Source organism: Flavobacterium ustbae, assembly GCF_003946915.1.
In the GTDB taxonomy this organism is placed as follows: Bacteria; Bacteroidota; Bacteroidia; order Flavobacteriales; family Flavobacteriaceae; genus Flavobacterium; species Flavobacterium ustbae.
In genome coordinates, this window is sequence record NZ_RPOC01000003.1 from 231,194 (window position 1) to 256,503 (window position 25,310).

Annotated in this window: 14 protein-coding genes and 1 tRNA gene; 8 read left to right on the forward strand and 7 right to left on the reverse strand. The window is 33.9% G+C overall.

Annotation, left to right across the window (positions count from 1 at the left end; all coding sequences use genetic code 11):
- Positions 1 to 254: 254 nt before the first annotated feature.
- The 7 genes from EG814_RS06720 to EG814_RS06750 form a co-directional block, all read right to left on the reverse strand.
- Positions 255 to 2,045, reverse strand: a complete 1,791-nt coding sequence (locus EG814_RS06720; protein ID WP_125720191.1) for an acyl-CoA dehydrogenase family protein — start codon at positions 2,043 to 2,045, stop codon at positions 255 to 257.
- A gap of 167 nt (positions 2,046 to 2,212) precedes the next feature.
- A complete protein-coding gene (locus EG814_RS06725) occupies positions 2,213 to 3,394 on the reverse strand; it encodes a thiolase family protein (RefSeq protein WP_125720194.1) in 1,182 nt (393 codons plus the stop codon).
- Between the two features lie 32 nt (positions 3,395 to 3,426).
- Positions 3,427 to 3,807, reverse strand: a complete 381-nt coding sequence (locus EG814_RS06730; protein WP_057120870.1) for a four helix bundle protein — start codon at positions 3,805 to 3,807, stop codon at positions 3,427 to 3,429.
- 30 nt (positions 3,808 to 3,837) lie between these two features.
- A complete protein-coding gene (locus EG814_RS06735; protein WP_125720196.1) occupies positions 3,838 to 6,228 on the reverse strand; it encodes a 3-hydroxyacyl-CoA dehydrogenase/enoyl-CoA hydratase family protein in 2,391 nt (796 codons plus the stop codon).
- 138 nt (positions 6,229 to 6,366) lie between these two features.
- A complete protein-coding gene (locus EG814_RS06740) occupies positions 6,367 to 6,825 on the reverse strand; it encodes a MarR family winged helix-turn-helix transcriptional regulator (protein WP_125720198.1) in 459 nt (152 codons plus the stop codon).
- Between the two features lie 224 nt (positions 6,826 to 7,049).
- Positions 7,050 to 8,114 (reverse strand): helix-turn-helix transcriptional regulator, encoded by a 1,065-nt coding sequence (locus EG814_RS06745; protein WP_125720200.1) that lies wholly within the window; start codon positions 8,112 to 8,114, stop codon positions 7,050 to 7,052.
- 174 nt (positions 8,115 to 8,288) lie between these two features.
- Positions 8,289 to 8,912 carry an HD domain-containing protein gene (locus EG814_RS06750; RefSeq protein WP_125720202.1) on the reverse strand — a complete coding sequence of 208 codons (624 nt, stop codon included), beginning with the start codon at positions 8,910 to 8,912 and terminating at the stop codon, positions 8,289 to 8,291.
- A 493-nt stretch (positions 8,913 to 9,405) separates the two neighbouring features.
- Between EG814_RS06750 and EG814_RS20965 the strand changes: the two genes are divergently transcribed.
- From EG814_RS20965 to EG814_RS06785, 8 genes are all read left to right on the forward strand, one after another.
- Positions 9,406 to 9,521, forward strand: a tRNA-OTHER gene (locus EG814_RS20965).
- Positions 9,522 to 9,686: 165 nt separating this feature from the next.
- On the forward strand, positions 9,687 to 11,927 hold the full coding sequence (locus tag EG814_RS06755; RefSeq protein WP_125720204.1) for a hypothetical protein: 2,241 nt from the start codon (positions 9,687 to 9,689) through the stop codon (positions 11,925 to 11,927).
- A 449-nt stretch (positions 11,928 to 12,376) separates the two neighbouring features.
- Positions 12,377 to 13,798 carry an RtcB family protein gene (locus tag EG814_RS06760; RefSeq protein WP_125720206.1) on the forward strand — a complete coding sequence of 474 codons (1,422 nt, stop codon included), beginning with the start codon at positions 12,377 to 12,379 and terminating at the stop codon, positions 13,796 to 13,798.
- 646 nt (positions 13,799 to 14,444) lie between these two features.
- Positions 14,445 to 15,638, forward strand: a complete 1,194-nt coding sequence (locus tag EG814_RS06765; RefSeq protein WP_125720208.1) for an ABC-three component system protein — start codon at positions 14,445 to 14,447, stop codon at positions 15,636 to 15,638.
- The gene (locus tag EG814_RS06770) at positions 15,631 to 16,341 is read left to right on the forward strand and encodes a hypothetical protein (RefSeq protein WP_125720210.1); all 711 of its coding nucleotides are present in this window, start codon (positions 15,631 to 15,633) and stop codon (positions 16,339 to 16,341) included. Before EG814_RS06765 ends, EG814_RS06770 begins: the two co-directional genes overlap by 8 nt.
- Positions 16,325 to 18,649: an AAA family ATPase gene (locus EG814_RS06775; protein ID WP_125720212.1), complete on the forward strand. Its 2,325-nt coding sequence runs from the start codon at positions 16,325 to 16,327 to the stop codon at positions 18,647 to 18,649. Before EG814_RS06770 ends, EG814_RS06775 begins: the two co-directional genes overlap by 17 nt.
- 198 nt (positions 18,650 to 18,847) lie before the next feature.
- Positions 18,848 to 19,282: a hypothetical protein gene (locus EG814_RS06780; protein WP_125720214.1), complete on the forward strand. Its 435-nt coding sequence runs from the start codon at positions 18,848 to 18,850 to the stop codon at positions 19,280 to 19,282.
- 133 nt (positions 19,283 to 19,415) lie between these two features.
- Positions 19,416 to 24,485 carry a DUF4132 domain-containing protein gene (locus EG814_RS06785; RefSeq protein WP_125720216.1) on the forward strand — a complete coding sequence of 1,690 codons (5,070 nt, stop codon included), beginning with the start codon at positions 19,416 to 19,418 and terminating at the stop codon, positions 24,483 to 24,485.
- The last annotated feature ends 825 nt before the right edge of the window (positions 24,486 to 25,310 follow it).

Genomic DNA, 25,310 nt, shown 5'->3' on the forward strand with positions numbered 1-25,310 from the left:
TTGCATGTGTAGCATTCCATGCCAAATTTCATAATAAATATTTTTCGTGTGTTTGCGGTAGAGCAAACGTTAGACGCACTGCGGTGCGTCTCTACACTCCAATCTATTTGTAAAAACCTTTGCGATTAAATATAAGCTATCATAACAGCTTTATATTAACTTATATAACTTATATGGTTTAAAAAAAAATAAGCCCGCACAGTTTCGGACTTGCGCGGGCTTAAACAAATTAAAAGCTAAAAACTATCTTTATATTAGAAGCAGTATGAATTTTCTGCAACTAATTTTTCTGCGATTTTTTCTCTTAACGCTACCACATTTGGCAGGTTAGTGTATTTTGTGAAACGTTTAAGTCCCATTAACATCATACGTTGTTCGTCACCTTCAGAGAAAGAAGCGATTCCTTCTTTTCCTCTTAAGTTTACGATATCTACCGCTTTGTACAAGTATAATTTTGCCATAGCGATTTGCTCCTGAACTTTATCTTCACCTTGAGATTTTGCTAATTTCTCAGTTCTCAAAATTGTACTTTCAGCCATGTAGATTTCGATTAAAATATCAGCAGCAGCCATTAATAACTGTTGGTGAGAATCTAAATCTGGCCCGTATTTTTGAACAGCGCTTCCGGCAACCATTAAGAAAACTTTTTTCAGGTTAGCTACGATTACTTTTTCTTCTGCGAATAATTCAGAGAAATCAGGAGTATCAAAAGAAGGAATTCCCATTAATTCTTCCTGAACTTTCATTGCTGGCCCAAGTAAATCAACGTGTCCTTTCATCGCTTTTTTGATCAGCATCCCTACAGAAAGCATTCTGTTGATTTCGTTTGTCCCTTCGTAAATACGAGCGATACGAGCATCTCTCCAGGCACTTTCCATTGGAGTGTCTTCAGAGAATCCCATTCCACCGAAAACTTGAATTCCTTCGTCAGAACAGTTTTGAACGTCCTCAGAAACTGCAACTTTCAAAATAGAACACTCGATAGCATATTCTTCAACACCTTTTAATTCTGCTTCCTGGTGAGAAGTTCCTTCTGCTTCGCGGGCAGCAATCCTATCTTCGATATCTTTTGCAGCACGGTAAGAAGCACTTTCTCCTGCGTAAGCGCTAGTTGCCATTTCAGCCAATTTAGAACGGATAGCTCCAAAAGATGAAATAGAAGTATTGAACTGAATTCTTTCGTTAGCATATTTTACAGCGCCAGAAGTCACTCTACGTTGAGCATCTAAACAAGCTGCGGCCAATTTAATACGACCAACATTTAAAGCATTCATAGCGATTTTGAAACCGTTTCCTCTTTCAGATAACATGTTTTCAACAGGAACTTTTGTTTCGTTAAAGAAAACCTGACGAGTAGAAGAAGCACGGATTCCTAATTTATGCTCTTCTTCATTCATAGAAATTCCGTTTGACGGATCGTTTTCAACGATGAAACCTGTGATGTTTTTATCATCTCCAATACGAGCAAAAACGATGAAAACGCTGCAGAAACCTGCATTCGAAATCCACATTTTCTGACCTGTGATAGAGTAGTATTTTCCGTCTTCAGATAAAACTGCTTTCGTTTTTCCTGAGTTTGCATCAGATCCTGCACCTGGCTCAGTCAAGCAATAAGCGCCAAACCATTCTCCAGAAGCCAATTTCGGAACGTATTTTTTCTTTTGTTCTTCAGATCCGTAAAGTGTAATTGGCATAGTTCCAATTCCGGTGTGAGCTCCAAAAGCAGTAGAAAAAGATCCAGTTGCACCAGAAATGTAATCACAAACCAACATTGTAGAAACGAATCCCATTCCTAATCCACCGTATTCTTCCGGAACTGCAACTCCTAAAAGTCCCAATTCACCTGCTTTACGCATAGATGATTCTGTATACGCATAATCTTTTTTCTCAAAACGATCTTTATGCGCCCATAATTCTTTGTCAACGAACTCTTTTACAGAGTCACGCATCATTAACTGTTCTTCTGAGAAATCTTCTGGAGTAAAGATATCCTCGCATTTAGTTTCTTTTACTAGGAATTGACCTCCTCTTGTTTTGTCGCTCATGACTTATGTTTTTTTGTTTTTGTATAGTTTATTTATGATCTCAGTTTTGTCATTTCGACGAAGGAGAAATCGCACTAGAAATTCCGTATTGAAATTTGCTAACCTTTGTCGAGTCCCGCGTGCGATTTCTCCTTCGTCGAAATGACAAAGAAGACGCATATTTCTTTTTATAATACCTCGTAAATCCCAGCAGAACCTTGTCCAGTTCCAACACACATACTTACGATTCCGTATTTGTTTCCACGACGTTTCATTTCATCAAATAACTGAACTGAAAGTTTAGCACCCGTACATCCCAGAGGGTGACCTAATGAAATTGCGCCTCCGTTTACGTTTACGATATCAGGATTTAAACCTAACTCGCGAGTAACCGCTAAAGCCTGAGAAGCAAATGCTTCGTTTAGCTCAATTAATTCGATATCATTCAAAGTTAATCCAGCTTGTTTCAATGCTTTCGGAATTGCTTTTACCGGACCAATACCCATAATTCTAGGTTCAACTCCAGAAGAAGCAAAGTTTACTAATCTTGCGATTGGCTCAAGGTTTAATTCTTTTACCATTTCTTCGCTCATGATTAAAACGAAAGCTGCACCGTCGCTCATTTGAGAAGAGTTTCCAGCAGTTACACTTCCGTCAGCAGCAAAAACCGGTCTTAAACCTGCTAAAGCTTCTACAGAAGTTCCTGCTCTTGGTCCTTCGTCTTTATTTACTACGTATGATTTTGTTTCTTTTTTACCATTTTCGTTGATGAAAGTCTGCTCAACCGTAATCGGAACGATTTGTTTGTCAAATTTTCCTTCTGCCTGTGCTTTCAACGCTTTCATGTGAGAATTGTAAGCAAACTCATCCTGATCTGCTCTCGAAACATTGTATTGTTTTGCCACCGCTTCGGCAGTTAAACCCATTCCCCAGTAATAATCTTCGTGACCTGCAGCCGCAACTTTATAATCCGGAGTTGGTTTGTAACCTCCCATCGGAATATAACTCATACTTTCTGCGCCACCAGCGATAATACAATCTGCCATTCCTGATTGGATTTTAGCCGTTGCCATTCCGATTGTTTCCAATCCAGAAGCGCAGTAACGGTTTACCGTAACTCCTGGAACGTCTTCAACTTTTAATCCCATAAGAGAGATTAAACGACCAACGTTAAGTCCTTGTTCTGCTTCTGGCATGGCGTTTCCAACCATAACGTCGTCGATGCGTTTTTTGTCAAAATCAGGTAGTTCATTCATCATAAACTGAATGGTTTCTGCAGCCAATTCATCAGGACGTTTAAATCTAAAAACTCCTTTTGGTGCTTTTCCTACCGCTGTACGGTAAGCTTTAACTATATATGCTGTTTTCATAAATGATTGTATTAAGATTGGAGAATTAAGTATTAAGATTTTCCAATTGTTTTGTTGATTTTATCTTTTAATGATCGTTGAAAAGAAAAATTCATATTTGAAACCTCTACTAATTGATTAATAGTTGGCTGAATTAAATCTTCACTAACAAGTTTAAGTCTTTTTGCAAGTATTAATTGTGTTATTAATTCGAATGTTGAGCCATTTGCAATTCCTAAAAAGTGCATAAATTCTTTATCAGAATTTCTACCAGAACCTTCAGCAATATTTGAAGGAATAGAAACAGCACATTTTTTAATTTGATGAATTAAATTGAATTTTTCATCATTTGGCAGCAATGCAGAGATTTCATAAACATGAACTGCAATATCCATTGCTTTTTGCCAAATCTTTAATTTTTCAAACTGATGCATTTCTTAATACTTAATTCTTATTACTTGATACTAGTTTCTCAAAGGTTTTCCTTTAGTTAACATATATTGAATACGCTCAAGAGTTTTTCTTTCTGTACAAAGAGATAGGAAAGCTTCTCTTTCAATATCCAATAAATATTGTTCAGAAACTAAAGTCGCTTCAGATAAATCACCTCCAGCCATTACATAAGCCAGTTTGTTTGCGATTTTCTTATCGTGTTCAGAGATGTATTTTCCCGCTTCCATTTGATCCGTTCCAACCAAGAACATACCTAAAGCTTGTTTACCAAGAACTTTAATGTCTGTTCTTCTGATTGGTTGAGTATAACCAGCTTCAGCCATTAACAAGGCATGTTTTTTAGCTTCTGCAATCTGACGATCTTTGTTTACTACGATAATATCTTTTCCGTGTTGAAGAAGTCCAGTATCAAAAGCTTCATAACCAGAAGTCGAAACTTTAGCCATTGCGATGGTTAAGAAATACTCCTGAAGAACATTCAGTTCCACATCGTTTTTACGGAATAAGTCTGAAGCTCTTAAAGTCAATTCTTTAGAACCACCACCACCTGGAATCACGCCAACTCCAAATTCAACTAATCCCATATAGGTTTCTGCTGCAGCAACCACTTTATCAGCATGTAAGCTCATTTCGCATCCACCGCCAAAAGTCATTCCGTGAGGCGCAACAATTACTGGAATTGAAGAGTAACGAACGCGCATCATCGTGTCCTGGAACAATTTGATTGCCATATTCAATTCGTCATATTCCTGTTCCACTGCCATCATGAAAATCATTCCGATATTAGCTCCAACAGAGAAATTCGCTGCTTGGTTTCCAATAACTAAACCTTGGTGTTCTTTTTCAGCCAATTCAATAGCTTTATTAATAGCAGAAAGTACATCACCGCCAATGGTATTCATTTTAGATTGGAATTCTAAGTTTAAAATTCCATCTCCTAAATCCTGAATGATTGCACCGGAATTACTCCAAACTTTTTTGCTTTCGCGAATGTTGTTCAGAATAATAAATGAATCTTGTCCAGGAACTTTAGTTTGTGATTTTGTTGGAATATTGTAGAAATACGTAGCGCCTTCTTTAACCGTATAGAAACTGTCACTTCCAGCAGCTAACATTTCATTAACCCATGCAGCAGGCTCTAAACCTTCCGCTTTCATGATTTCGATTCCTTTGGCAACACCGATAGCATCCCAGATTTCGAATGGACCATTTTCCCATCCAAAACCAGCTTTCATGGCATCGTCAATTTTGTATAATTCGTCTGAGATCTCAGGAATTCTGTTTGAAACATAAGCAAACATTCCAGCGAAACTTTTTCTGTAGAATTCTCCCGCTTTGTCTGTCCCTTTTACTAAAACTTTAAAACGATTAATTGGCTTGTCGATAGTTTTAGTTAATTCAAGCGTTGCAAAATTGGCTTTTTTTGCAGCGCGGTATTCTAATGTATCTAAGTCTAAAGAAAGAATATCTTTATCTACTTTTTTATAAAATCCCTGACCAGTTTTAGAACCCAACCAGTTGTTTTCCATCATTTTGTTAATGAAATCCGGAAGTTTGAATAATTCGTGTTGTTCGTCGTTTGGACAGTTTTCGTAAATACCGTTGGCAACGTGTACCAAAGTATCCAATCCAACAACGTCAACCGTACGGAAAGTAGCCGATTTTGGACGACCAATTACCGGACCAGTCAATTTATCAACTTCTTCAATCGTTAATCCCATTTCTTTTACCAAGTGGAATAAACTCTGAATTCCGTAAATACCAATTCTGTTTCCAATAAATGCCGGAGTATCTTTAGCAACAACCGAAGTTTTTCCTAAGAATTTAGATCCGTAATCGGTTAAGAAATCCAGAACTTCTTTTGAAGTTTTTGGTCCTGGAATAATTTCAAATAATTTTAAGTAACGCGCAGGGTTAAAAAAGTGTGTTCCGCAGAAGTGTTGTTGGAAATCTTCGCTTCTTCCTTCGCTCATAAAGTGAATTGGAATACCAGAAGTATTTGAAGTAACTAAAGTTCCCGGTTTGCGGAATTTGTCGATTTGTTCGAAAACTAATTTCTTAACGTCCAAACGTTCTACTACAACCTCAATGATCCAATCCACATTAGCAATTTTTGCCATATCGTCTGTTGTATTTCCAGTCGTGATTCGGTTTGCAAATTTCTGACTGTAAATAGGAGAGGGTTTCGATTTTAATGAGTTCGCCAAATGGTCATTTACCAAACGGTTGCGAACGGCTTTGCTTTCAAGCGTTAATCCTTTTTTAGCTTCAGCTTCTGTCAACTCGCGAGGTACGATGTCAAGCAGTAAAACTTCAACACCAATATTGGCAAAATGACAAGCTATACCTGAACCCATGATTCCGGATCCAATTACAGCAACTTTTTTAATTGTGCGTTTCATATTTGTTGATTTTGTTTTTTGTATGTCAAATATGTTATCGCTTTTTTATTTTGTATTTGTTTACACAAATTTTTTATTGTGAGCGATTTCATAATTTGTTACTTGTTTGTTTTTGTTAGAAAAAGAATAATTTTTAGATTATTCCTTTTCAATATTTTCAGTTTGATTAAATATGTTTTTATCGTGAATCAATTCATTAATGATTTCAGAAACCTCAATAAAATGATTTAACTTTTCGTCTGATACGTGTTTTCTAACCGTCTCGTTAAACTTCAAAACCGTATTTTTAGACAGCTCTCTTTTTTCTTTTCCAAATTCAGTCAGATAGATCAAAACGCCTCTTCCGTCGCTTGGATTTTTTTTGCGAACAATCAAACCTTTGTCTTCCATCGATTTTAATGTTCTGGTCAGGCTTGTGGCTTCCATTCCCATTCGTGGTCCCAAAGCCGTTGATGGAGTTCCTTCTTCCTTATCAATACTTAACAGAGCAAATCCGGTTGCCATTGTAGCATCGTATTTTGCAGCCTCTTCATTATACATTCTTGAAACAGCCTGCCATGTTGCTCTCAAAATATAATCTATCGTTTTGTCTTTCATAGGTAACTATATCGATTTCAAATATAATCAAAAAATACTATGCATGCATATTATTTTTTCATAAATTTTTGGTTAGTTAAAAAATCCCTTTGATTTAGAGGGGTTTGTGGTTTATTTATTTTGAAATATAGTGAAAATTTAAATTCCAATAGAAAAAAATCCAAATTCCAATCTGCTACCTTTAAATAACATGATATTGAAATTTGGAATTACGTTATTTGAATTTATTTAAAAGTTTCAGAATTGGAATTTGGAATTTCAGAATTGGAATTTAATCCCGCTTCATATCTCGAAATTGCACTTTGAAGAATCTTTCTCATACGATTTCGTAAATACTCTGGACGTAAAATTTCAATCGAATCTCCAAAACCTAATAACAATCTTTCCATTTCGTAATTAGGAAGTAGAAAAACGTGTACAATAATACTTTTATCCTCATTTTCTTTAATTAATCGCTGTGAAGAATGTAATGGTTTCGTGAGTACATAAGGAGCGTTCGCAGCATCAATCCAAAGTTCGATGCGTCTGGGCTGTAAACCAGAATTTACAGTTACACCTATAACATCTTTATAATAAATATCAGCATCAAAATTTTCTTCTATATAAGGAAGGTTAAAATCATAATCTATAGAAACGATTCTGTCCAAAGCCAAATTGGTAATCGGTTGAGATGCTTTTTTCTTTCCAACTAAAAACCAGCGGTTGTTGAATTCCTTTAATATAAAAGGATGAAAATGAAATTTTGTTTCTTCTCTAGATTTAAAAGATTTATAAGTAATAATCAGAACCATTTTTTTGATAATCGCCTGATAAATTTCGTCCAGATAATGAAGTCCTTTTAGATTTTCATTTTTATCCAGATAGATAACAGGTTTGGTATGCGATTTCTCCGAATAGATTTTATCCTCCAAACGCTGTAAAATGTCTGATACATCGCTAAATAAAGAAAAATCTTTAAACTGTTTCAGCATCGAAACCGTTTCAGTCAAAACATTCATATCGGTTTCCGTCAGCGGAATATCGGTTATTGAAAAATCTTCATCATCATATTTATAATACTTTTTATCGTAAACCACGATTGGCGCATTGTAACCGAGTTTTTCACTGCGCATCATCTGAATATCCATCTGAATGGTTCGTTTGCTAATCGGAATCTGCCTTCCTTCATATTCTTCTAAAGCCTGAGAACAGCATTCGATTAAATCTTCTAATGTCCATTGTCTGTATTTATTCTGGAGGCATTTGTCGATGGTTTTGTAGCGGATTAAGGCGTTTTTGTTTTGTGACATGTTTTTTTTGTTTGCCACAAAGGCGCTAAGGCGCAAAGTTTTTTTAAAATTTGTTTTCCCGCAGATTTTGCAGATTAAGCAGATAATCTTGATTCTTTATTTTTAAAATAATCGGCTCAATCTGCAAAATCTGCGGGAGACAAAAAAACTTTGCGCCTTAGCGACTTTGCGCGATTATTTTTTACTTTCTAAATAGCTTATTTCTTTTTCAATATTTCTTCTCGCTTTCTCTTCATATAAACTTCTAAATTCCTCCGTTTGAAAAATAAAATCGTATTCAAGAAAATGTTTCAAAGCTTTTGCGCGTCCAGGTTTGTATAGAAAATCAGGATAAATGCGATATTCTTTCCTGATTTGTTCAAAATAAGTTTTATACTCTTCCCAGTCTTTGGCGAGAATTTTCAAATCAAAGTCAATTAACCAATTAATGTCATCGTTTGTGTTATGCGTGTGATTTTGTGTAGCACAAATAGCATCAAAAACTAATTGTTTATTAAGGTCGCTTTTTTCACCCAACACTAACAAAGCATATTCAGCACTTTTGAGTTCGTTATCTTTTTTCGAAGCCGAATACACAAAATCATGATAAAAAATAGAAAATAATATTTCGTTCGGATTTTGAAGTTTATCAGAATAGATTTCAAAACTGGCAATCATTTCCTCTAGATGCTTCAGATTATGATAATGTCTTGATTTTTTGGAATATGCCTTTTCTAAGTCCAACCAATTCTGCTGAATTTCATTTTCTGAAAAGCCAATAACGGAAAGTAGTTCGGAATAGATTTTATTTAAATTCATACTGTCTTTTTATTTAAATCGAATGAGAAGCTCTGGAAGAGCGTAATATTTATAGCCAATTTTTCGCGACAGGATTAAAAGCTCCAGCGGAGTGACATTTCCGTTTTTATATTTTAAAATAAATATTTCACCCCGCTGGGGCTCTTTCTGTTACATTATAAAAAAAACTATAGATATGCCGTCCCTCTGGGACTTATCCGCTTTTGATATCAATTGTTTTTACTCAAATTTAAAATTCTTTTTTTACTGCGCAAAATAATTGCGTAGTAGTTTTGAAATCTTTGCTCAAGAAATAAAAACAAACAGTATTTCTTAAAAATGAAAAACAAAATTTAACTGCGCAAAATAACTGCGCAGTAGTTTTGGAATATTTGTTCAAGAAATAAAACAAACGTTCATAGAAAAAAAAATTAAATAAAGCAGGTCAAGTTTAAGTTACTTCTAGAAACCTTTCCACGATTTATACTTATGCGATTATCTCTTTATATAAATTGAAGCAGTAGCTCAGCGGTAGAGCAGGTAGTTTTGAAATTATCCTTCAAGGTCAATCCAAACTTACTTCGTACACTTCTAATGTCCATGTCGTGGGTTCGAATCCCATCTGCTTCACTAAAACGAAGGTCAAGATTAACTTACTTCTTTCGCGGTCGCCCGCTCCATTTTAGTTAGTTAGTCCATTACCTTCAAATTTCAGGTCAAGTGTTTCTTACTTCAAAACTCTTTTAGGTAGAAATCAGAAACGCAATTATCTAAATTTTAAAAATTAAAAAAAAAATGAAAACACAAGAATTATTAAAAATCAGTTTACGTCAAAATGCCATTTTCATTCCGTCAGAAATGATTGTGAATGATAGCAAAAATTTATCAGGAACAACTTCGGTTTTAGCGGCTAATGTTGCAAAATTGGGATTTACGTTTTCTGAATCGTTATTGCAGGCGCTAAATAATGTAAACCCAAAATATAAAATTGAAGTTTTAGAAGTCTTAAGAGAAGTTTTAGGAACGGATAAAAACTGGACACCATTGGTTAAAGAATGGAATGTGCCAACGGGTGAATCTATTTTAGATCATATTTTGACTTTTTTTGGAAATACTTTTAGAATGACTGGCGGAACAGTTTTGCAATGCGGACATATAATTCCAGATAATACTTTTCCTTTAGAAAGATACAACGGCTGTCCGTTCTGTGGAACTCCGTTTGAATTCGGTAAACTGGAAAATATCGGTCAAGGAAGTAAACTAAAAGTGTTGGAATTATGGAAGGAGAAAGACTTAAATGATTTCTATATTTCCTTATTGCAATCCAAAACCGCTTTAGACGCAACTCAGGTTGATAGTTTAAAAATAACAATGAAATATTTGGCTTTGCCGAAAACTGAAATTGCCATGAAGGAAACTTTAATGCTGGTAATCGATCTGCTGATTGAAAACGGCAACGAAGATTTAGCATCTCAGTTTTTGAAAACTCCAACAGATATCTTACGTTATTTGTGGTATAAAAACACGGGCTTATTGCAGATTATCGAACCAAAAACGATTATTAAAAGAGCGTCTAAAAACAATCAGCATTTTTACAATGTTTTGGATACAAGCGCGCAAGCGAAAATTGCATCTCAAAAAGATTTGAAACTTAAATATTCTCGAAAAGAATGTTTGATGGTGGCAAATTGGTTAAACAACATGCAAATGGATGTGGAAACGATGTGCGAAATCATGCATCCGAAACGCGGAATGTGGGTTCGTTTTATCCGTGCTTTGCGTTTGGCAGAATACAGCAAAAGAAAAGGATTTGAGAAATTGAATTTTTTAATGGATGTATTCTACAACCAAGTGTACGATGTTTGGCAAAGCAAAGTGAATTCGTCAAGATTAAAATTTGATGCCGATAAGACTTTTGCTTTATTGAAACAGCGCCCAGGATTATTTGCACGTTCGTTATTTTCGAATATGCTTTGGTTTGGAGCTGATGAAACAATTAAGCATTTTGAAGAAGTGATCGATAAAGTTCCAGCAAGATTAGTGTTTACTTTAAATATGTATGCACAAAATTACTTTGATGTAAACATGCAGCGAAGTGTGAAACCTTTGGGCGGAACAAACAAACGTATTGCATCAAATCAATTGTTGAAGTTGTACGATGATGCGCAGTTGGCAACAATGAAAAATCAAATAGAAGAATTGACTATTTTGGCTATGAAAAAACGATTTGCGTCGGTTTCAAACCCAAATAAAACGATTTATATCGATCCACAATTGTACAATATGCCAGTTTCAATTGGCGATAGAAGTGAGACTGTTCAGGATTTGCCAGTTGCTTTAATGGGAACACGTTTTCCAGTTGAAGGAAACGAAGTGCGATTGTTTATGCAATGGGGTGCAGCTTTGTCTGCACAACATTTAGATATGGATTTGAGCTGTCATATCGCTTACGAAGACCGTTCAGATATTTGCTCTTTCAGCCGATTGACGACTACAGGTTGTCAGCATAGCGGTGATATCAGAAGTATTCCGAATAAAATTGGAACAGCTGAATACATTAATATCAACATCGACGAATTAACGAAAGCGAAGGCAAAATTTGTAACTTTTACTTGTAATGCGTACAGCAACGGAAGTATCACACCAAATTTGGTCGTAGGTTGGATGAATAGCAAATATCCGATGAAAATCTCGGAGCGAACAGGTGTTGCGTACGATCCGTCGTGTGTAGATCATCAAGTTCGTGTAACGCAGAATGTTGCCAAAGGTTTGGTGTTTGGAGTGTTGGATGTAGCCAAAAGAGAAATCGTTTGGTTAGAGATGACTTTCGGAGGTCAGGTCGTAGGTGGTTTGGATTTCAAAGGAGTTCAGGCGTTATTGGCAAAATTGAACAGCAAATTGAATATTGGTAATTTATTAGAACTTAAAGCGGAAGCTCAAGGTTTAACAATTATCGATACCGAAAATGCTGATGAGGTGTATAATGCGCAATGGGCAATGAATGATGCTCTTGTTACACAGTTATTAATAGATTAATTTAGAAGTGACAAAGGGACATAGTTGCAAAGTGCCAAAGGTTTTGTAGAGGCGCACTGCTGTGCGTCTCCTGCAAAGTGAGGTGAAATTTAATCTCGCAATCCCGATAGCTATCGGGAGCAAAGGCGCAAAGTTTTTCTCTCGCAGATTTAGCAGATTAAACAGATTTTTTAATCATTTTAATCCTTTAATGTGTGGCAAAAAATTAGTGGAATTGTAGGATTTCGCAAAAGGCGTAAAGTTTTCTCTCGCAGATTTAGCAGATTAAACAGATTTTAAAAATCATTTTAATCCTTCTAATCTGTGGCAAAAAAAAATTAGCGAAAATTTGTGCAATTTGTGGCAAAAAACTTTGCGAGAAATAAATAATCTACGCAAAATAACTGCGCAGCAGTAAAAGACCTTTGGTACTATGAAACTTTGACCCTTTGTCACTAAAAAAGAAAACAATGAATACACAAATAAACGGTACAGATATATTAGAATTAGGATTTCCTGAAGGAAAAATAATTGGGATTGCCTTAAAAATAAACAGCAAAAGAAACGGATTTACTCGAGAAGAAATGATCGAGAATTATAAAAACGTCTTAGAAACTCCAGAAAATTATATAGACGATAAAGTATTTAGCAAACTCGCTGTGGCTTTAATCGAAAAATCGAATGAAAAACCAGAAGATTTTATTGCTTTAAACCAAAATCCAAATGCGTATTCTGCTTACGGATTGGATCATATCGAAGACGGCGCCAGAAAACAAATGGAAATCGCCATGAAACTTCCTGTTACCGTTGCGGGCGCTTTAATGCCAGACGCTCACCAAGGTTACGGATTACCGATAGGCGGCGTTTTAGCCACTAAAAATGCTATTATTCCGTATGGCGTTGGGGTTGATATTGGGTGTAGAATGGCTTTGTCGGTTTACGATATTCCAGAAGATTTTTACTTTGAAAACGAAGCTAAATTTAAAAAAGAATTAATTGCCAATTCTATTTTTGGAGCCGGTCATGGATTTCACGGTCAGTACAAATCAGATCATGCGGTTTTGGAGAACGAGACTTTTAATATGAATCCGTTTGTGAAGAACTTGAAAGATAAAGCCTGGTCGCAATTAGGATCTTCGGGTGGTGGAAACCATTTCGTTGAATTCGGAATCATGGAATTTGCGAAAGACGATGCCGTTTTGAATATTCCAAAAGGTAAATATGTGGCTTTGTTAACGCATTCTGGTTCACGCGGAATGGGCGCAACGATTGCGGGGCATTATACTAAAATTGCCAAAGACGAATGTAAACTTCCAGAAGTGGCGAGAAATTTGGCTTATTTGGATATGAACTCACAATTGGGTCAGGAATATTGGATGGCGATGAATCTGGCGGGCGATTACGCTTCGGCTTGTCACGAGATTATCCATAACAAAATGGAACGTGCGTTGGGAGCGACAATCTTAGCCAAAGTAGAAAACCACCATAATTTTGCCTGGAAAGAAATCTGGAACGACGAAGAAGTGATCGTACATAGAAAGGGAGCCACTCCAGCCGGAAAAGGTGTTATGGGAATCATTCCGGGAAGTATGACCGCACCGGGATTTTTGGTGAGAGGAAAAGGCGAGGAGAACGCCATTAATTCTGCTTCGCATGGAGCAGGAAGACAAATGAGCAGAACTCAGGCGATTAAAAACATTACACAAACCGAAATGAAATCGATTCTGAAAGATCATGGTGTTACCTTAATAGGCGCTGGTCTTGACGAAGCTCCAATGGCGTATAAAGATATCAACATGGTCATGGAAGCCCAACAGGATTTAGTTGATGTTGTCGCCAAGTTTACGCCAAAATTAGTGAGAATGGCAGATGATGGAAGCCGTGAGGATTAGTGGTCAGTAGTCAGTTTTTTAGTGTTCAGTCTGTTGTGATAATGTTGCAATGTAGAGGCGCACTGCAGTGCGTCTCACGCAAAGTGAATAAATATAAAATCACGCGAAGTCGCCAAGGCGCAAAGTTTTTCTCCCGCAGATTGAGCAGATTAAGCAAATTAAGAAAATCATTTTAATCCTTTTAATCTGTGGCAAAAAAATTAGCGAAAATTTGTGCAATTTGTGGCAAAAAAACTTTGCGTCTCTGCGCCTTTGCGCGATTAATTAGTACAAAGTTTATTTTAAATAAGATTATATCGTACTGTTTGTCATCCTGACGAAGGAAGGATCTCCGCAAGAAACTCCACAACGTATGTCCAATCTTTGTCGAGCTACTCACGGAAATCCTTCCTTCGGTCGAAATGACAAAAATCCTGCTTAAACAAAAAAACGTAACGCCTTTGTGGCAAAAAAATGTTGGCTTTCAAATCAGGGGTTTGTACTTGGTTTGAAGGCTTTTTGTTTGTATATATTTGAAAAAAATAAAATTACCGAGATTATGGAAAACCGTAAAATGACAGTAAGATTTTTATTGATATTTGTTATGAAAGATTTTAGTAGATCTGGAAATGAAAGTTTGGTTTTATTCGCAAATTAAAAATATAATATGAGTACAGATGCTACGCCAAGTTGGTCGGGTTATATATTTCAAGGTGAAGTAGCTTTATGTAAAGCCCTTGAAGAAATTAATAAATTAACAGGTGATATTATACCACATTCTTATTGCTTAAAATTAGAAGAGGATGAGGATTTTTCTTTAACAACAAACGTTTGGGAGGCGTTTCAAGTTAAAGCGTACGGAGCACATAATTACACTAAATATTCAAAGGCATGGGATGATATGATGGCTAGATTTCCTGATAATGCTGAACGAAATTTTCTATATCTACATAAAAGTGGCATTGAGATAAATAAATTTAAAGTAACAAAAGAAGAACCGAGACTCGCTACAAATGTACTGTGTGGATTTTATACTCTTGATAATATAACTACAAAAATTGATGATGCCATAAAAAAACTTCGTCCTGAGTTGCACAACTCTGATGTTGAGTTAAAGAGAAATTATTGTTGTTATAAAATATGCTCTGCAATAAAAGAGAGACATAGAACAAAAATTGTTAAATCTTTTTCGCTTAATGAAATACGAGAATGGATTTTAAACTCTGATTTAGCTTTTAATGAAGAAATAGCATGGATTTCAATTATAAAGAAATTTTTTAAAGTAATTAGGGAATATATTGAACAATATGATGAAAATGATGAAGAAGAAGTTAGGCTTAAAGAAAAGCTAATTAATTATTTAGAGCAAATTAATGTTTTGCCTTCTGATGATATTAAGATATTAATTAAAGATAGGATAAATGCTCATAAACTTTTGGAAAAGGATATTAAGGTAGAAAATATTATTAGTTATTTTTCTGATAATGACATTAGAGGGATAATAATTAAATGTTTTGAGAATATAGATAAAGATCCCTTATTTGCAGATTTAACTTATAAACATAATGAAAATAACTATCAGCTTAGTTTAGTTAATATTAATATTGATGAAAATTCTAGAACTCCACATAAAAAAACTCTTTATGAATATTGTACCAATATTGAAAATAATAATTTAAACAAAATAAATACGATTGTTACTCATAGTTTAAATTTAGAAAAAGAGCAAGTAAAAGATGTTTTAAGAAATATTATGCAACCAAATTTTGAAGTAGAGAAAGGATTAGATATAACAGATAAAAGCTTTGAATTCGAATTTAAAAGCGTTGTAAATTCAATAAGAGAAATAAACAATGGATGAAATTATTAAAGAAATTTTGATTGAAAATAAAATGATGCTTCATGAAATTCAATATGATTATAAAACGTACTTTACTTTTTTTGACGATGGAAAGGAAGATTATTATGTTTTATTATTTATGAGTTATGATGAGCTAAAGATTTTGAATGAAGACAGTGATTTTAAATTGGAATTTTTAGTAAATGCCGTTATTGAAGAAGATATTAGAAAAAAACATTTGAAAGAGTTTGAGGCTGTTAATTTAGATTATAATCTTTCATTTATTTTAATTCTAAACCTTGAAGAAGAAACAGATTTAATTTTAAAAGAGTTGCATAAAATTGAAGAGAATTATCGAATCGCTAAAAAATATATATTACCATATAATAATAATGATGTTAATAATTTAAAAGAGAAGATTAAATCAAGCAATGCAATTATTGAATTAAATAGAATTGCGATAGAGAATAGTAGTTTATTAAATAATAAAAACGAAACATGGTATAAGCTTTTAATGAGTTTATTTATAAAGATTCCTTTTCTAAACTATATTCCTTTAAATGATAATCAACAATTAAAAAATATTAAAAATGAGATTAATTCGGAATTGAATGATTCGGAAAAGATATTTGTTGAAAATATTTTAAGTGATTTCAACCAAAATCAAGACGTAGAAGATTTTTTGTTAAATAATAATTTGTTTGAAAATGAAACAAGAGAATAGATTTAAAATTAGTCAATTAAAAATTAAAAATTTTAAGTGTATTGATAAAATTGAATTTAGTTTTGATTCTAATAATTTAATTGTTTTTGATGGACCAAATGGATATGGGAAAACTACTGTTTTTGAGGCGATAGAAATATTATTTACTGGAAAGCCACGAAGATTTAGAGATGTTAACTTAGATGCCAGATATACCTTTTTGGATAGTCCAATACATAAGTCTAATGATTTAGAGGTGGAGTTAGAATTAATAGTTAATGATGGAAGTGAGATAGAACATTCCATAAAAAGGATTTTTCCTAAAAGTATTGGCAAATCTAAGTTGAATAATATAAGTCAAATCTTTAATGAATCCACACTTCTTATAAATAATAGAATTTCTACTTATGAAGATTTAGAACAAACTTTAGATTTTTCAGATTTATATAAACTTTATTCGGTTTTAAATTATGTAGAACAAGATGAAAACACTTACTTTCTAAAAAAAGATCCTAAAGATAGGTATGATTCTTTTCTTGTTTCACTATTAGGTGGTGAAGAGGAAAGAAATGAATTAGCGAAAATAAAATTTTGTAGTACTGAAATTCTTAAGAGAAAAAAACAGCATAAAGAAAGAATTGATGAAATAGAAAGATCAAATACTGATTTTTCAAGTATTGATTCAACATTAAGTTATAAACACTTAATTACAGATAAAGATTTTGAGTGGGATAAAAGTGAGATTAAAAATACTGTTCTAAATGTCAATATTTCATATTTAATTGAAATAGAAAAAATAAAGTCTCTTTTAGAAAATAAATCTATATTAAAGGATATCGAATTAGTAAGTAAATTAAATAATTTTTCCAACTTAGCATTTGCAGAAGAATTTTCAAACAATTATTGGAGTTTAGAAAATTTCCAATTTTTAGAAAATGAATATTCTTTGAGAAATAGTAATGATAGAAAAATTAGGAATAATAAATCGAAAATCGAAGATATAGAAAAACAAAGTTTTTCAGATTTAAGCGATGAATCTTTTAAAGAGTTTTTACAGGAAAAAGAAAACTTAAAAATCGATATAAATGCATTTGATGTAAAAACTAGATTGGTTAAAAGCCTACAAGAAAGTTTATCTTTACAAAATAATATTTTATCAAATTTTAAAGATAGAAGACAAGATCTAATTGATTTTAATAATCAACATAAAGACCATATTAATTTAAGTGATGGAGAATGTCCAACTTGTGGCTTTGATTGGAAAAATAATGAAAAATTAATAGAGCAAATAAATGCTACAGAAAAAAAAATATTTAGCGATTATTTAGTAAACAATAAGAGTTTTGAAGAACAAAAAGAATTATTAATTAATGAATATTTAAATCCCATTAAAGATTTTTTAAGAAAAGAGATTGATTCTTTTGATGAAGAAAATAAAAAGTTAATAGAAAATGGTAAATTTCTGGAACTAAAAGAGAAATTTCAAAATTTGAAAAGTAGATTTGATCATTTTTTAGAATTATTTGAATCACGTAAACGAGATGAATTAATTAGTCTTGTAAATAATAGAGTAATAGAGAATATCAATGAAATTACAAAAAAAGTTTATGACTTTACAAATGATTATAAGCCAAAAATTTCTGAACAAATAGACATTAATTCAATACTATCAGATTTTGAAAATTATTTCAATAAATCTTTCGAGCTTTTGGAACAATTAACTGAGCAGGACATACTTGACAAAAAGAAATATATTGAAATACAATATTTAAAAGCTATTGATTCTGAATTGCAGAATTTTAAAGAAAAATATAGTAGACTTAAAGTTGTTGAAGATAAACTAAATAGTATCATAAAAGTTTATGATCAGAAAATAAAAGATTACACAGAAGAAATTATCAATAAAATCAGTATTCCTTTTCACATATATACTGGGAAGATTTTGCAAAATCATAGTTTAGGTTCTGGACTTTCTATTGAATTTGAAACTGGAAAGCAAAAACAGGTTTACATAAGACCAACATGCAAAGATCAAGAAGTTGCATATTTGTTAAGTTCTGGTCAATTGTCTGCAACTGTTATATCTCTAATGTTAGTTTTGAATAAAGTTTTCAATCAATCAAAACTTGGTACGATTTTAATTGATGACCCATTACAGACTTTGGATGAAATTAATACTCATTCATTAGTAGAATTGCTTAAGTACAATTTTAATGATCAGCAATTAATTCTTTCAACACATGAAGATAGATATTCCAAATTTATTCGATACAAATATGATAGATTTGGTTTGTCTGGAAAATCAATTAATATGAAAAATAGAATTTAAGAGGAGGACTGAAACAAATATCTAATAAATCTCAACCAATAAAAACCCAAACCCCGCAACTACCAATTTGCGGGGTATTTTTTTGTCTTCAAATTATACTTTTATTTCATAAGATTTTTTAACATTTAATACACATTCGTTTAAGCGAAAATTGATGTAAAATTCTTATTTTACAGCTTCAAAATAAAAGCCGTAAAGATGAATATAAGCATCTCAGTTAAACAATTAGGAAAAAAACATCCGTTGCTTCAGGAAAAAAGTATCGCTTTGGCCATAGAAAATCCTGTCATTACTACACAAAAACTCATAGAATCGATAGTAGATCATCAGGTACAATTGTTCCGTTCTTCTTCGTTTGAGTTTGAAGACGAAGACAAAATCCATCTTCCCAAAGAAAATTACCTTCCCATTCTTACCGATACCGGAAAAGTTGGTTTCGGTGCGATTTACAATCACAACCAAGTCGATTTAGCGAAAGCGCAAGAAAATGCCATCGTAGCGTTTGAAGATGGTCTATATGCCGTTTTCTACGGAGACGATCAGCTGGAAACGCTTTCAGAGGAAATCGATTTATCTCAAAATAAAAACCTCATGTTTATCAGACTGACTTTTCTGGCGGGGAGTTACTGGTGATTAAATTCCAATTTTTAAATCCCAAATTCCAATTGCAATGACAATATCAAAAATCAATTGCAATGTCAAATCAAAAAATTGAGTGTCATCAAAATAATCTAAAATCTAAAATCAACAATCTAAAATAATTCCCATGACAATAGAAGATCTTTTAAAAAGTAAAGTAATCGAAAATCCGATTAAGAGATTTAAAAAAGAACTGGAAGAAATTGTAAATAGCAATCTGCTTTCGAAATTGTTTTCTGGCACAAAACTGAAAAAAGAAGTGGCCGAGTTTGGTTTGGCACTTTTAAAGTTAGAAGACAATTATTACAGCAATTATATTTCGCTGGGTTCTACACAAGCCGAAAGCTTTGCCACTTTGGTCAAAGATAATATGTGGGACGATAAAAATTATTACGATCTGCTGGTTTATTTCTTTGGCGAAGAAAACGCGGCGTACGTAAAAGAAGCTTGGAACAGACTGCCTCAAAAAATGTATCAGCACGGTTATGCGAGACGATCTTTTAGAGCACCGAATCATAAGAGTTATTTGCTTGTTAATCAGATTAATTTTCTGCGTTCGCTGCTCAACGGACCGTACAAATACAATTATCAGGACAGCACGACTTTTTATTATGATTTAAGCATCGAAGACCAGATTCGTTATGATACTGAGATTTCGAATCCACTGAATCAGTTTATGGTATGGTCGTCGGCGATTGATTCGGGCAAGAAAGGTCTTTTTCAATTGTTTGAAGACATTATTTTCAATAAAGATACACACGGAAAAGTATCCAGAAATATCATTAAAGCGCTTTTAAACAGCGAAAAACAAGAAAGCTGGGAATTGGTCGAAAAATTGCTTTTGGCTGCTCAGCGTCAGGAAGGTTTGCGCCAGACGGTTTTAGAAGCGTTGGACGAAACGAGTATTGGCGCTTTGCAATACATGATTCGCGTAATTATCGATAATAAACTAACGCGTTTTTCATCTGTCGTAAGAGCAATCGATACGTGGACAGGTTTAGGCTGGGAATCGGAAAAAGAAACAACCGTTCGAAACATAATCGAGTTGGCTTCGGGTTATTTTTCAAATCCAGAAACGATTTCGACTGGCGTTAAAAGCAAAAACAACAATGAAGTTTATATGGCGCTTTGGGTTCAGGGTGTTTTAGACGTCGAGAAAACGGTTCCATATCTGCATGAATTATTAGAAAAAGGTTCGGTCGAAAAGAAATCGCTGGCGCTGAAATTTGCGGGAGAAACCAACGATCCGTATATCGAAATGCCTTTGTATTTTAAAGCTTTAGACGACGAAAATCTTCAGGTTTTGGCTTTTGCTGTTCCAAGAATGAATATGCTGCTGGAAGCCAATGCCAGATCTAAATTTTATATAGAAAATGCCGATTATCCGAACTTCTTTAATAAAGTATTTGACCTTGCTCAAAAAATAACCGAAAAGGAAAAAACTTTTGAAGGAAAAGTATTTTCGTGGCTCAACATCAAGTTTGAACGCGATACGCTTTTCGCAGCAGCAATAAATCTGGTTGGTGATAACAACGAAAGATTGGAAGCTGTTTTAGAACATTTTGAAGGATTTTCTATCAACTTAAGAGAAAAATTGACTCGAAATTTATTAGGCGGTTTTTATCAGTATTCATTTTACAGTTCCAACCAGCAGAAAACTCAGGATAAAGTTCCAACTGATTTTCAGCGAAATTTTGCTTTACGAATTTTAAAAGACAGAGGAGAATCTCTAGTAGCTTCGGCGATTTGTGTTTTAGAAAATATGAGTTTAACTGAAAACGAATTGGCTGTTTTTCAGGAATTGTATAAACGTAAGAATTCCAATTTAAAGAAAAATCTAACCGCAATTTTAGTAAAACAAGAAGAGGCGAAAATCACCAATTTTGTCGATCAGACTATAGAAAAAGGAGATTTAGAACAGCGTATGTCTATGTTAGACGTTATGCTTCAGCTTCAGAAAAACAACAAACTGACAGATAAAGTAAACGACTGGGTTCAGGATTATCAGAAAAGACCAAAAATTACCGAAAAAGAAACCAAATTTATTGAGCAGTTAGAACCTTCGCAAAAGAAAAATATACTAAGCGAGGAAAATGGTTATGGTTTTTATACTCCAAATACAGTTTCGGCTTATCAACTTCCAAAACTAGAAACGGATTCGCTGTATGCTAAATCGGTAAAAGCAGAAAAATATGGTTTTTCTAAACCCATTTCTCATATTAAAACGGAGATTGCAAAGCTTTATCAGATGTATGAAGAAAATAGAAATTACGAATACGAAATCGAGAATTACGATAATAGTAAATCGACCGTTTTGCTTGGCAACACTTTTAGAACCTTAAAAAATCTAAAAGACGAAAAAGATACTGAAGCAGCAGCGGTAAATTATCCGCTGTATGAAGTTTGGGAAAACTGGTTTAAAAATTCAGGTTTAGCAGAAAGAGATTTGTTTCTGATGACTTTGGTAAGCAATTGCGACCGAAAAATTTGGAGAGATTTTCTCGAAGAATATGTTTTCTACTATAAAGAATTATTGCCGCACCAAAACAAAAGAGGTTACGATTGGGATAATGCTATCTTAAACATTCTGAATGCTTTGCAATTGAAGTATTCGTTTCCAGAAAAAAACGATTTCCTTATCGATGCCTGCAGTACTTTGTATGCGAATCTTCCGCAATCGATATTAGAATTTGAATACAAGCCAGGAAAAGATGAATATTATTATAGTTCAAATCACGGTAATGGCTGGCAGGATCAGGGCTTTTTTGATATTTATCTGAATAAAATCACTTTACTAGATCTAACAGCTGAACAAAATGCCAAGGTTTGGAATCTGTACCGTTGGAGACAATTAAACGGTCTGGAGAAAAACATTTCGTTTAACAAACCGCCAATTCATTCGTATTGTGTTGCTTTCGAACAAAATTTAATTACCGAAGGAGAATTGTATGAAGGTATTTTAGAACCCGAAAGAATTTCGGCTTTAACAGGCGGAAGAAGTTATTACAGACATAATGGAAGCATGGAATTACTGGACAAATTCCCATTTTTAGCTGCAATGATTACTAAAATCCGTGAAACCTTTTTGGATATCGAAATCAAACGAGGCGATTCAAATACTTCGGTAACGTCTTTCGTACAGAGTTTTCAAATTATTTATGGCGCTAACCGACTTGTAGAAATCATTGTTGCACTTGGAAAAGCAAGTTTGTACAAAGGCTATATTTATTCGTGGAGTTATACCGAATTGACGAAACAAAAGCTGTTTAGTTTCTTGCTAAAAAAATGTTATCCGCTCGAGACAGACACGCAGGAAGTTTTTAATGCTTTAGTGAAAAATGCCAAAATCTCTGAAGCCAAGTTGATTCAGACAGCGATTTATGCGCCGCAATGGCAAAAGTTGATTAGCACGTATTTGGACTGGAACGGATTGGATGATGGAATCTGGTGGTTTCATGCGCACACTAAAACGGCAACGTATAGCGCGGTAAACTCAGAATTGGAAAGCGAAATGGCGAAATTCTCGTCTATCGATTTACAGGATTTTAAAGATGGAGCGGTCGACAAAGATTGGTTTTTATCGGCTTACAAAAAACTTGGAAAAGCCAAATGGGAACTTTTATACGAATCGGCCAAATATGTAAGTGACGGAAACGGACACAGACGCGCGCGCTTATACGCAGATACAATTACGGGCGATTTGAAAATTAGAGAAGTAACCGCAAAAGTAAAAGACAAACGCGATCAGGATTATTTAAGAGTTTACGGTTTGGTTACGTTAAGCAAAACAAGTCCGGAAAAAGATATTTTGGCGCGTTACGAATATCTACAGCAGTTTAAAAAAGAAAGTAAAGAGTTTGGTTCGATGAAGCAGGCGAGCGAGGCTTTGGCGATTCGTGTCGCTTTAGAAAACTTAGCTAGAAATGCTGGATATCCAGATCCCGTTCGTTTGACTTGGGCGATGGAAACGAAGCAAATTCAGAATATTTTGTCTAAAGAAACAGAAGTAAAACTAGACGATGTAACCGTTAGTCTGGTAATTAATAAAGAAGGAAAAGCCGATCTGGTTACTTTTAAAGGGGATAAGGAGATAAAAGCGATTCCGGCAAAATACAAAAAAGACAAAGGCATTCTGGAGTTAACCGCTTATAGAAAAACGATGCGCGAGCAATGGACGCGTTCAAGAAAAGGACTCGAGGAAAGTATGATTCGCGGTGATGAGTTTTTATTTGCAGAAATGCAGAATCTTTTCGAGCATCCGATTATTTCCAAACATTTAGAAAAATTAGTTTTTATTTCTAATGACAATCAGATTGGTTTTTACGTGGACGGAAACCTGATTTCGGCTCAAGGAGAAATGATTTCGTTAAATGAAAATCAGACTTTTAGAATTGCACATTGTTTTGATCTGCATAAAAATGGAGTTTGGACCGATTTTCAATCCTATTGTTTTGACAATAAAGTACAGCAACCATTTAAACAGATTTTCAGAGAATTGTATGTTCCAACTCCAGATGAGTTGAAAGAAAAATCAATTTCTAGACGTTACGCAGGACATCAAGTTCAGCCAACGCAAACTTTGGCTTTATTGAAAACAAGAGGCTGGAAGGTAGATTACGAAGAAGGATTGCAGAAAGTTTTCCATAAAGAAGGCTATCAGGTAAAAATGTATGCTATGGCCGATTGGTTCTCACCAGCAGATGTTGAAAGTCCAACTTTAGAAACCATTGAATTTCACTCTTTAAAAGATTATAAAAACATTGCTTTTGAAGATGTAAATCCGAGGATTTTCTCAGAAGTGATGCGTGATATCGATTTGGTGGTAAGCGTGGCGCACGTTGGTGGTGTCGATCCAGAAGCGAGCCATTCTTCTATCGAAATGCGAGCAGTTTTATTGAGAGAAACTTTGAGATTGTTTAAAATCAAAAATGTGGAGATTACAGGAAATCACGCAATCATTAAAGGAAAGATGGCAGAATACAGCGTTCATTTAGGAAGTGCAATTGTGCATCAGGTTCCAGGAAGATATTTATCGGTTCTTCCGATTCATTCACAGCATAGAGGACGTTTGTTCCTGCCATTTGCAGATGATGATCCGAAATCGGCTGAGGTGATGTCTAAAGTTTTATTGTTTGCTAAAGATGATGAAATTCAAGACCCAACTATTTTGAGTCAGATTGATAAAACCTATGCTTAAAATGAAGTTTTTAAATTGTGATATTTTTAACTTTTTTAACAAAAAATGTTAAATTAAGAAATAAATTACTACATTTGTACCTCAAATAAAAGCAAAAGAAATGCGTACTAGTTTATTTAAAGCAGAAAATAATGATTGCCTGGCAGGATTTGCCTTGGTGAAAAATTATGGATGCAGTATGTATTTTTTCGAAGAGAAAAGCAAGTAGCAATATCAAATTCGAAAATTAAGATATAGAGAAAGCGTCCTTTTATTTGGGACGCTTTTTTTGTTTTAAGCTCTTTCCTAAAAGTTTTAGGATTGCTCAATTTGATAAAATAGTATAAGAATTAACGTATAAATTAAAAATATTAAAAAAAAATACATGAAAGAATCTTTGTTGATTAACCCAGATAACAAAAAATAATCTTGGAGAGTAATTGGATGAATGACAATTAATTAAAATAAAATGGAAATCTGCACAAATAAGCGGACAGGAATTTCTTTGCTTAAAAGTAGGATTTAAATTATTGATAATCAGAAAATTATGTTAAAAATAAATTTGGAGAATTGATTTTTTCGATATTATCTTTGCTGAACAAAATCTCAGCGAGGTTTTAAAAACAAATGATTTAAAAAATATAAAAAGTATATAAAATGGGTTTCAGTTTAGAATATAAAATAGAATTAGTATTGCCAGGGTCGGCCTTTGGAGGTATTAGAATACAAGTGCATCATTATGAGCAGTAGGATACGAATGTTATCTTATAACTTTGATGAGCACCTTTAATTGGGTGCTTTTTTTATGCTCATTTGCCAATAAGGCGCTAAGACACAAAAGATTTT

Excerpts from the sequence above, each read along its gene's own strand:
- EG814_RS06720 (WP_125720191.1), bottom strand. The coding sequence starts at position 2,045 with ATGAGCGACAAAACAAGAGGAGGTCAATTCCTAGTAAAAGAAACTAAA.
- EG814_RS06725 (WP_125720194.1), bottom strand. The coding sequence starts at position 3,394 with ATGAAAACAGCATATATAGTTAAAGCTTACCGTACAGCGGTAGGAAAA.
- EG814_RS06730 (WP_057120870.1), bottom strand. The coding sequence starts at position 3,807 with ATGCATCAGTTTGAAAAATTAAAGATTTGGCAAAAAGCAATGGATATT.
- EG814_RS06735 (WP_125720196.1), bottom strand. The coding sequence starts at position 6,228 with ATGAAACGCACAATTAAAAAAGTTGCTGTAATTGGATCCGGAATCATG.
- EG814_RS06740 (WP_125720198.1), bottom strand. The coding sequence starts at position 6,825 with ATGAAAGACAAAACGATAGATTATATTTTGAGAGCAACATGGCAGGCT.
- EG814_RS06745 (WP_125720200.1), bottom strand. The coding sequence starts at position 8,114 with ATGTCACAAAACAAAAACGCCTTAATCCGCTACAAAACCATCGACAAA.
- EG814_RS06750 (WP_125720202.1), bottom strand. The coding sequence starts at position 8,912 with ATGAATTTAAATAAAATCTATTCCGAACTACTTTCCGTTATTGGCTTT.
- EG814_RS06755 (WP_125720204.1), top strand. The coding sequence starts at position 9,687 with ATGAAAACACAAGAATTATTAAAAATCAGTTTACGTCAAAATGCCATT.
- EG814_RS06760 (WP_125720206.1), top strand. The coding sequence starts at position 12,377 with ATGAATACACAAATAAACGGTACAGATATATTAGAATTAGGATTTCCT.
- EG814_RS06765 (WP_125720208.1), top strand. The coding sequence starts at position 14,445 with ATGAGTACAGATGCTACGCCAAGTTGGTCGGGTTATATATTTCAAGGT.
- EG814_RS06770 (WP_125720210.1), top strand. The coding sequence starts at position 15,631 with ATGGATGAAATTATTAAAGAAATTTTGATTGAAAATAAAATGATGCTT.
- EG814_RS06775 (WP_125720212.1), top strand. The coding sequence starts at position 16,325 with ATGAAACAAGAGAATAGATTTAAAATTAGTCAATTAAAAATTAAAAAT.
- EG814_RS06780 (WP_125720214.1), top strand. The coding sequence starts at position 18,848 with ATGAATATAAGCATCTCAGTTAAACAATTAGGAAAAAAACATCCGTTG.
- EG814_RS06785 (WP_125720216.1), top strand. The coding sequence starts at position 19,416 with ATGACAATAGAAGATCTTTTAAAAAGTAAAGTAATCGAAAATCCGATT.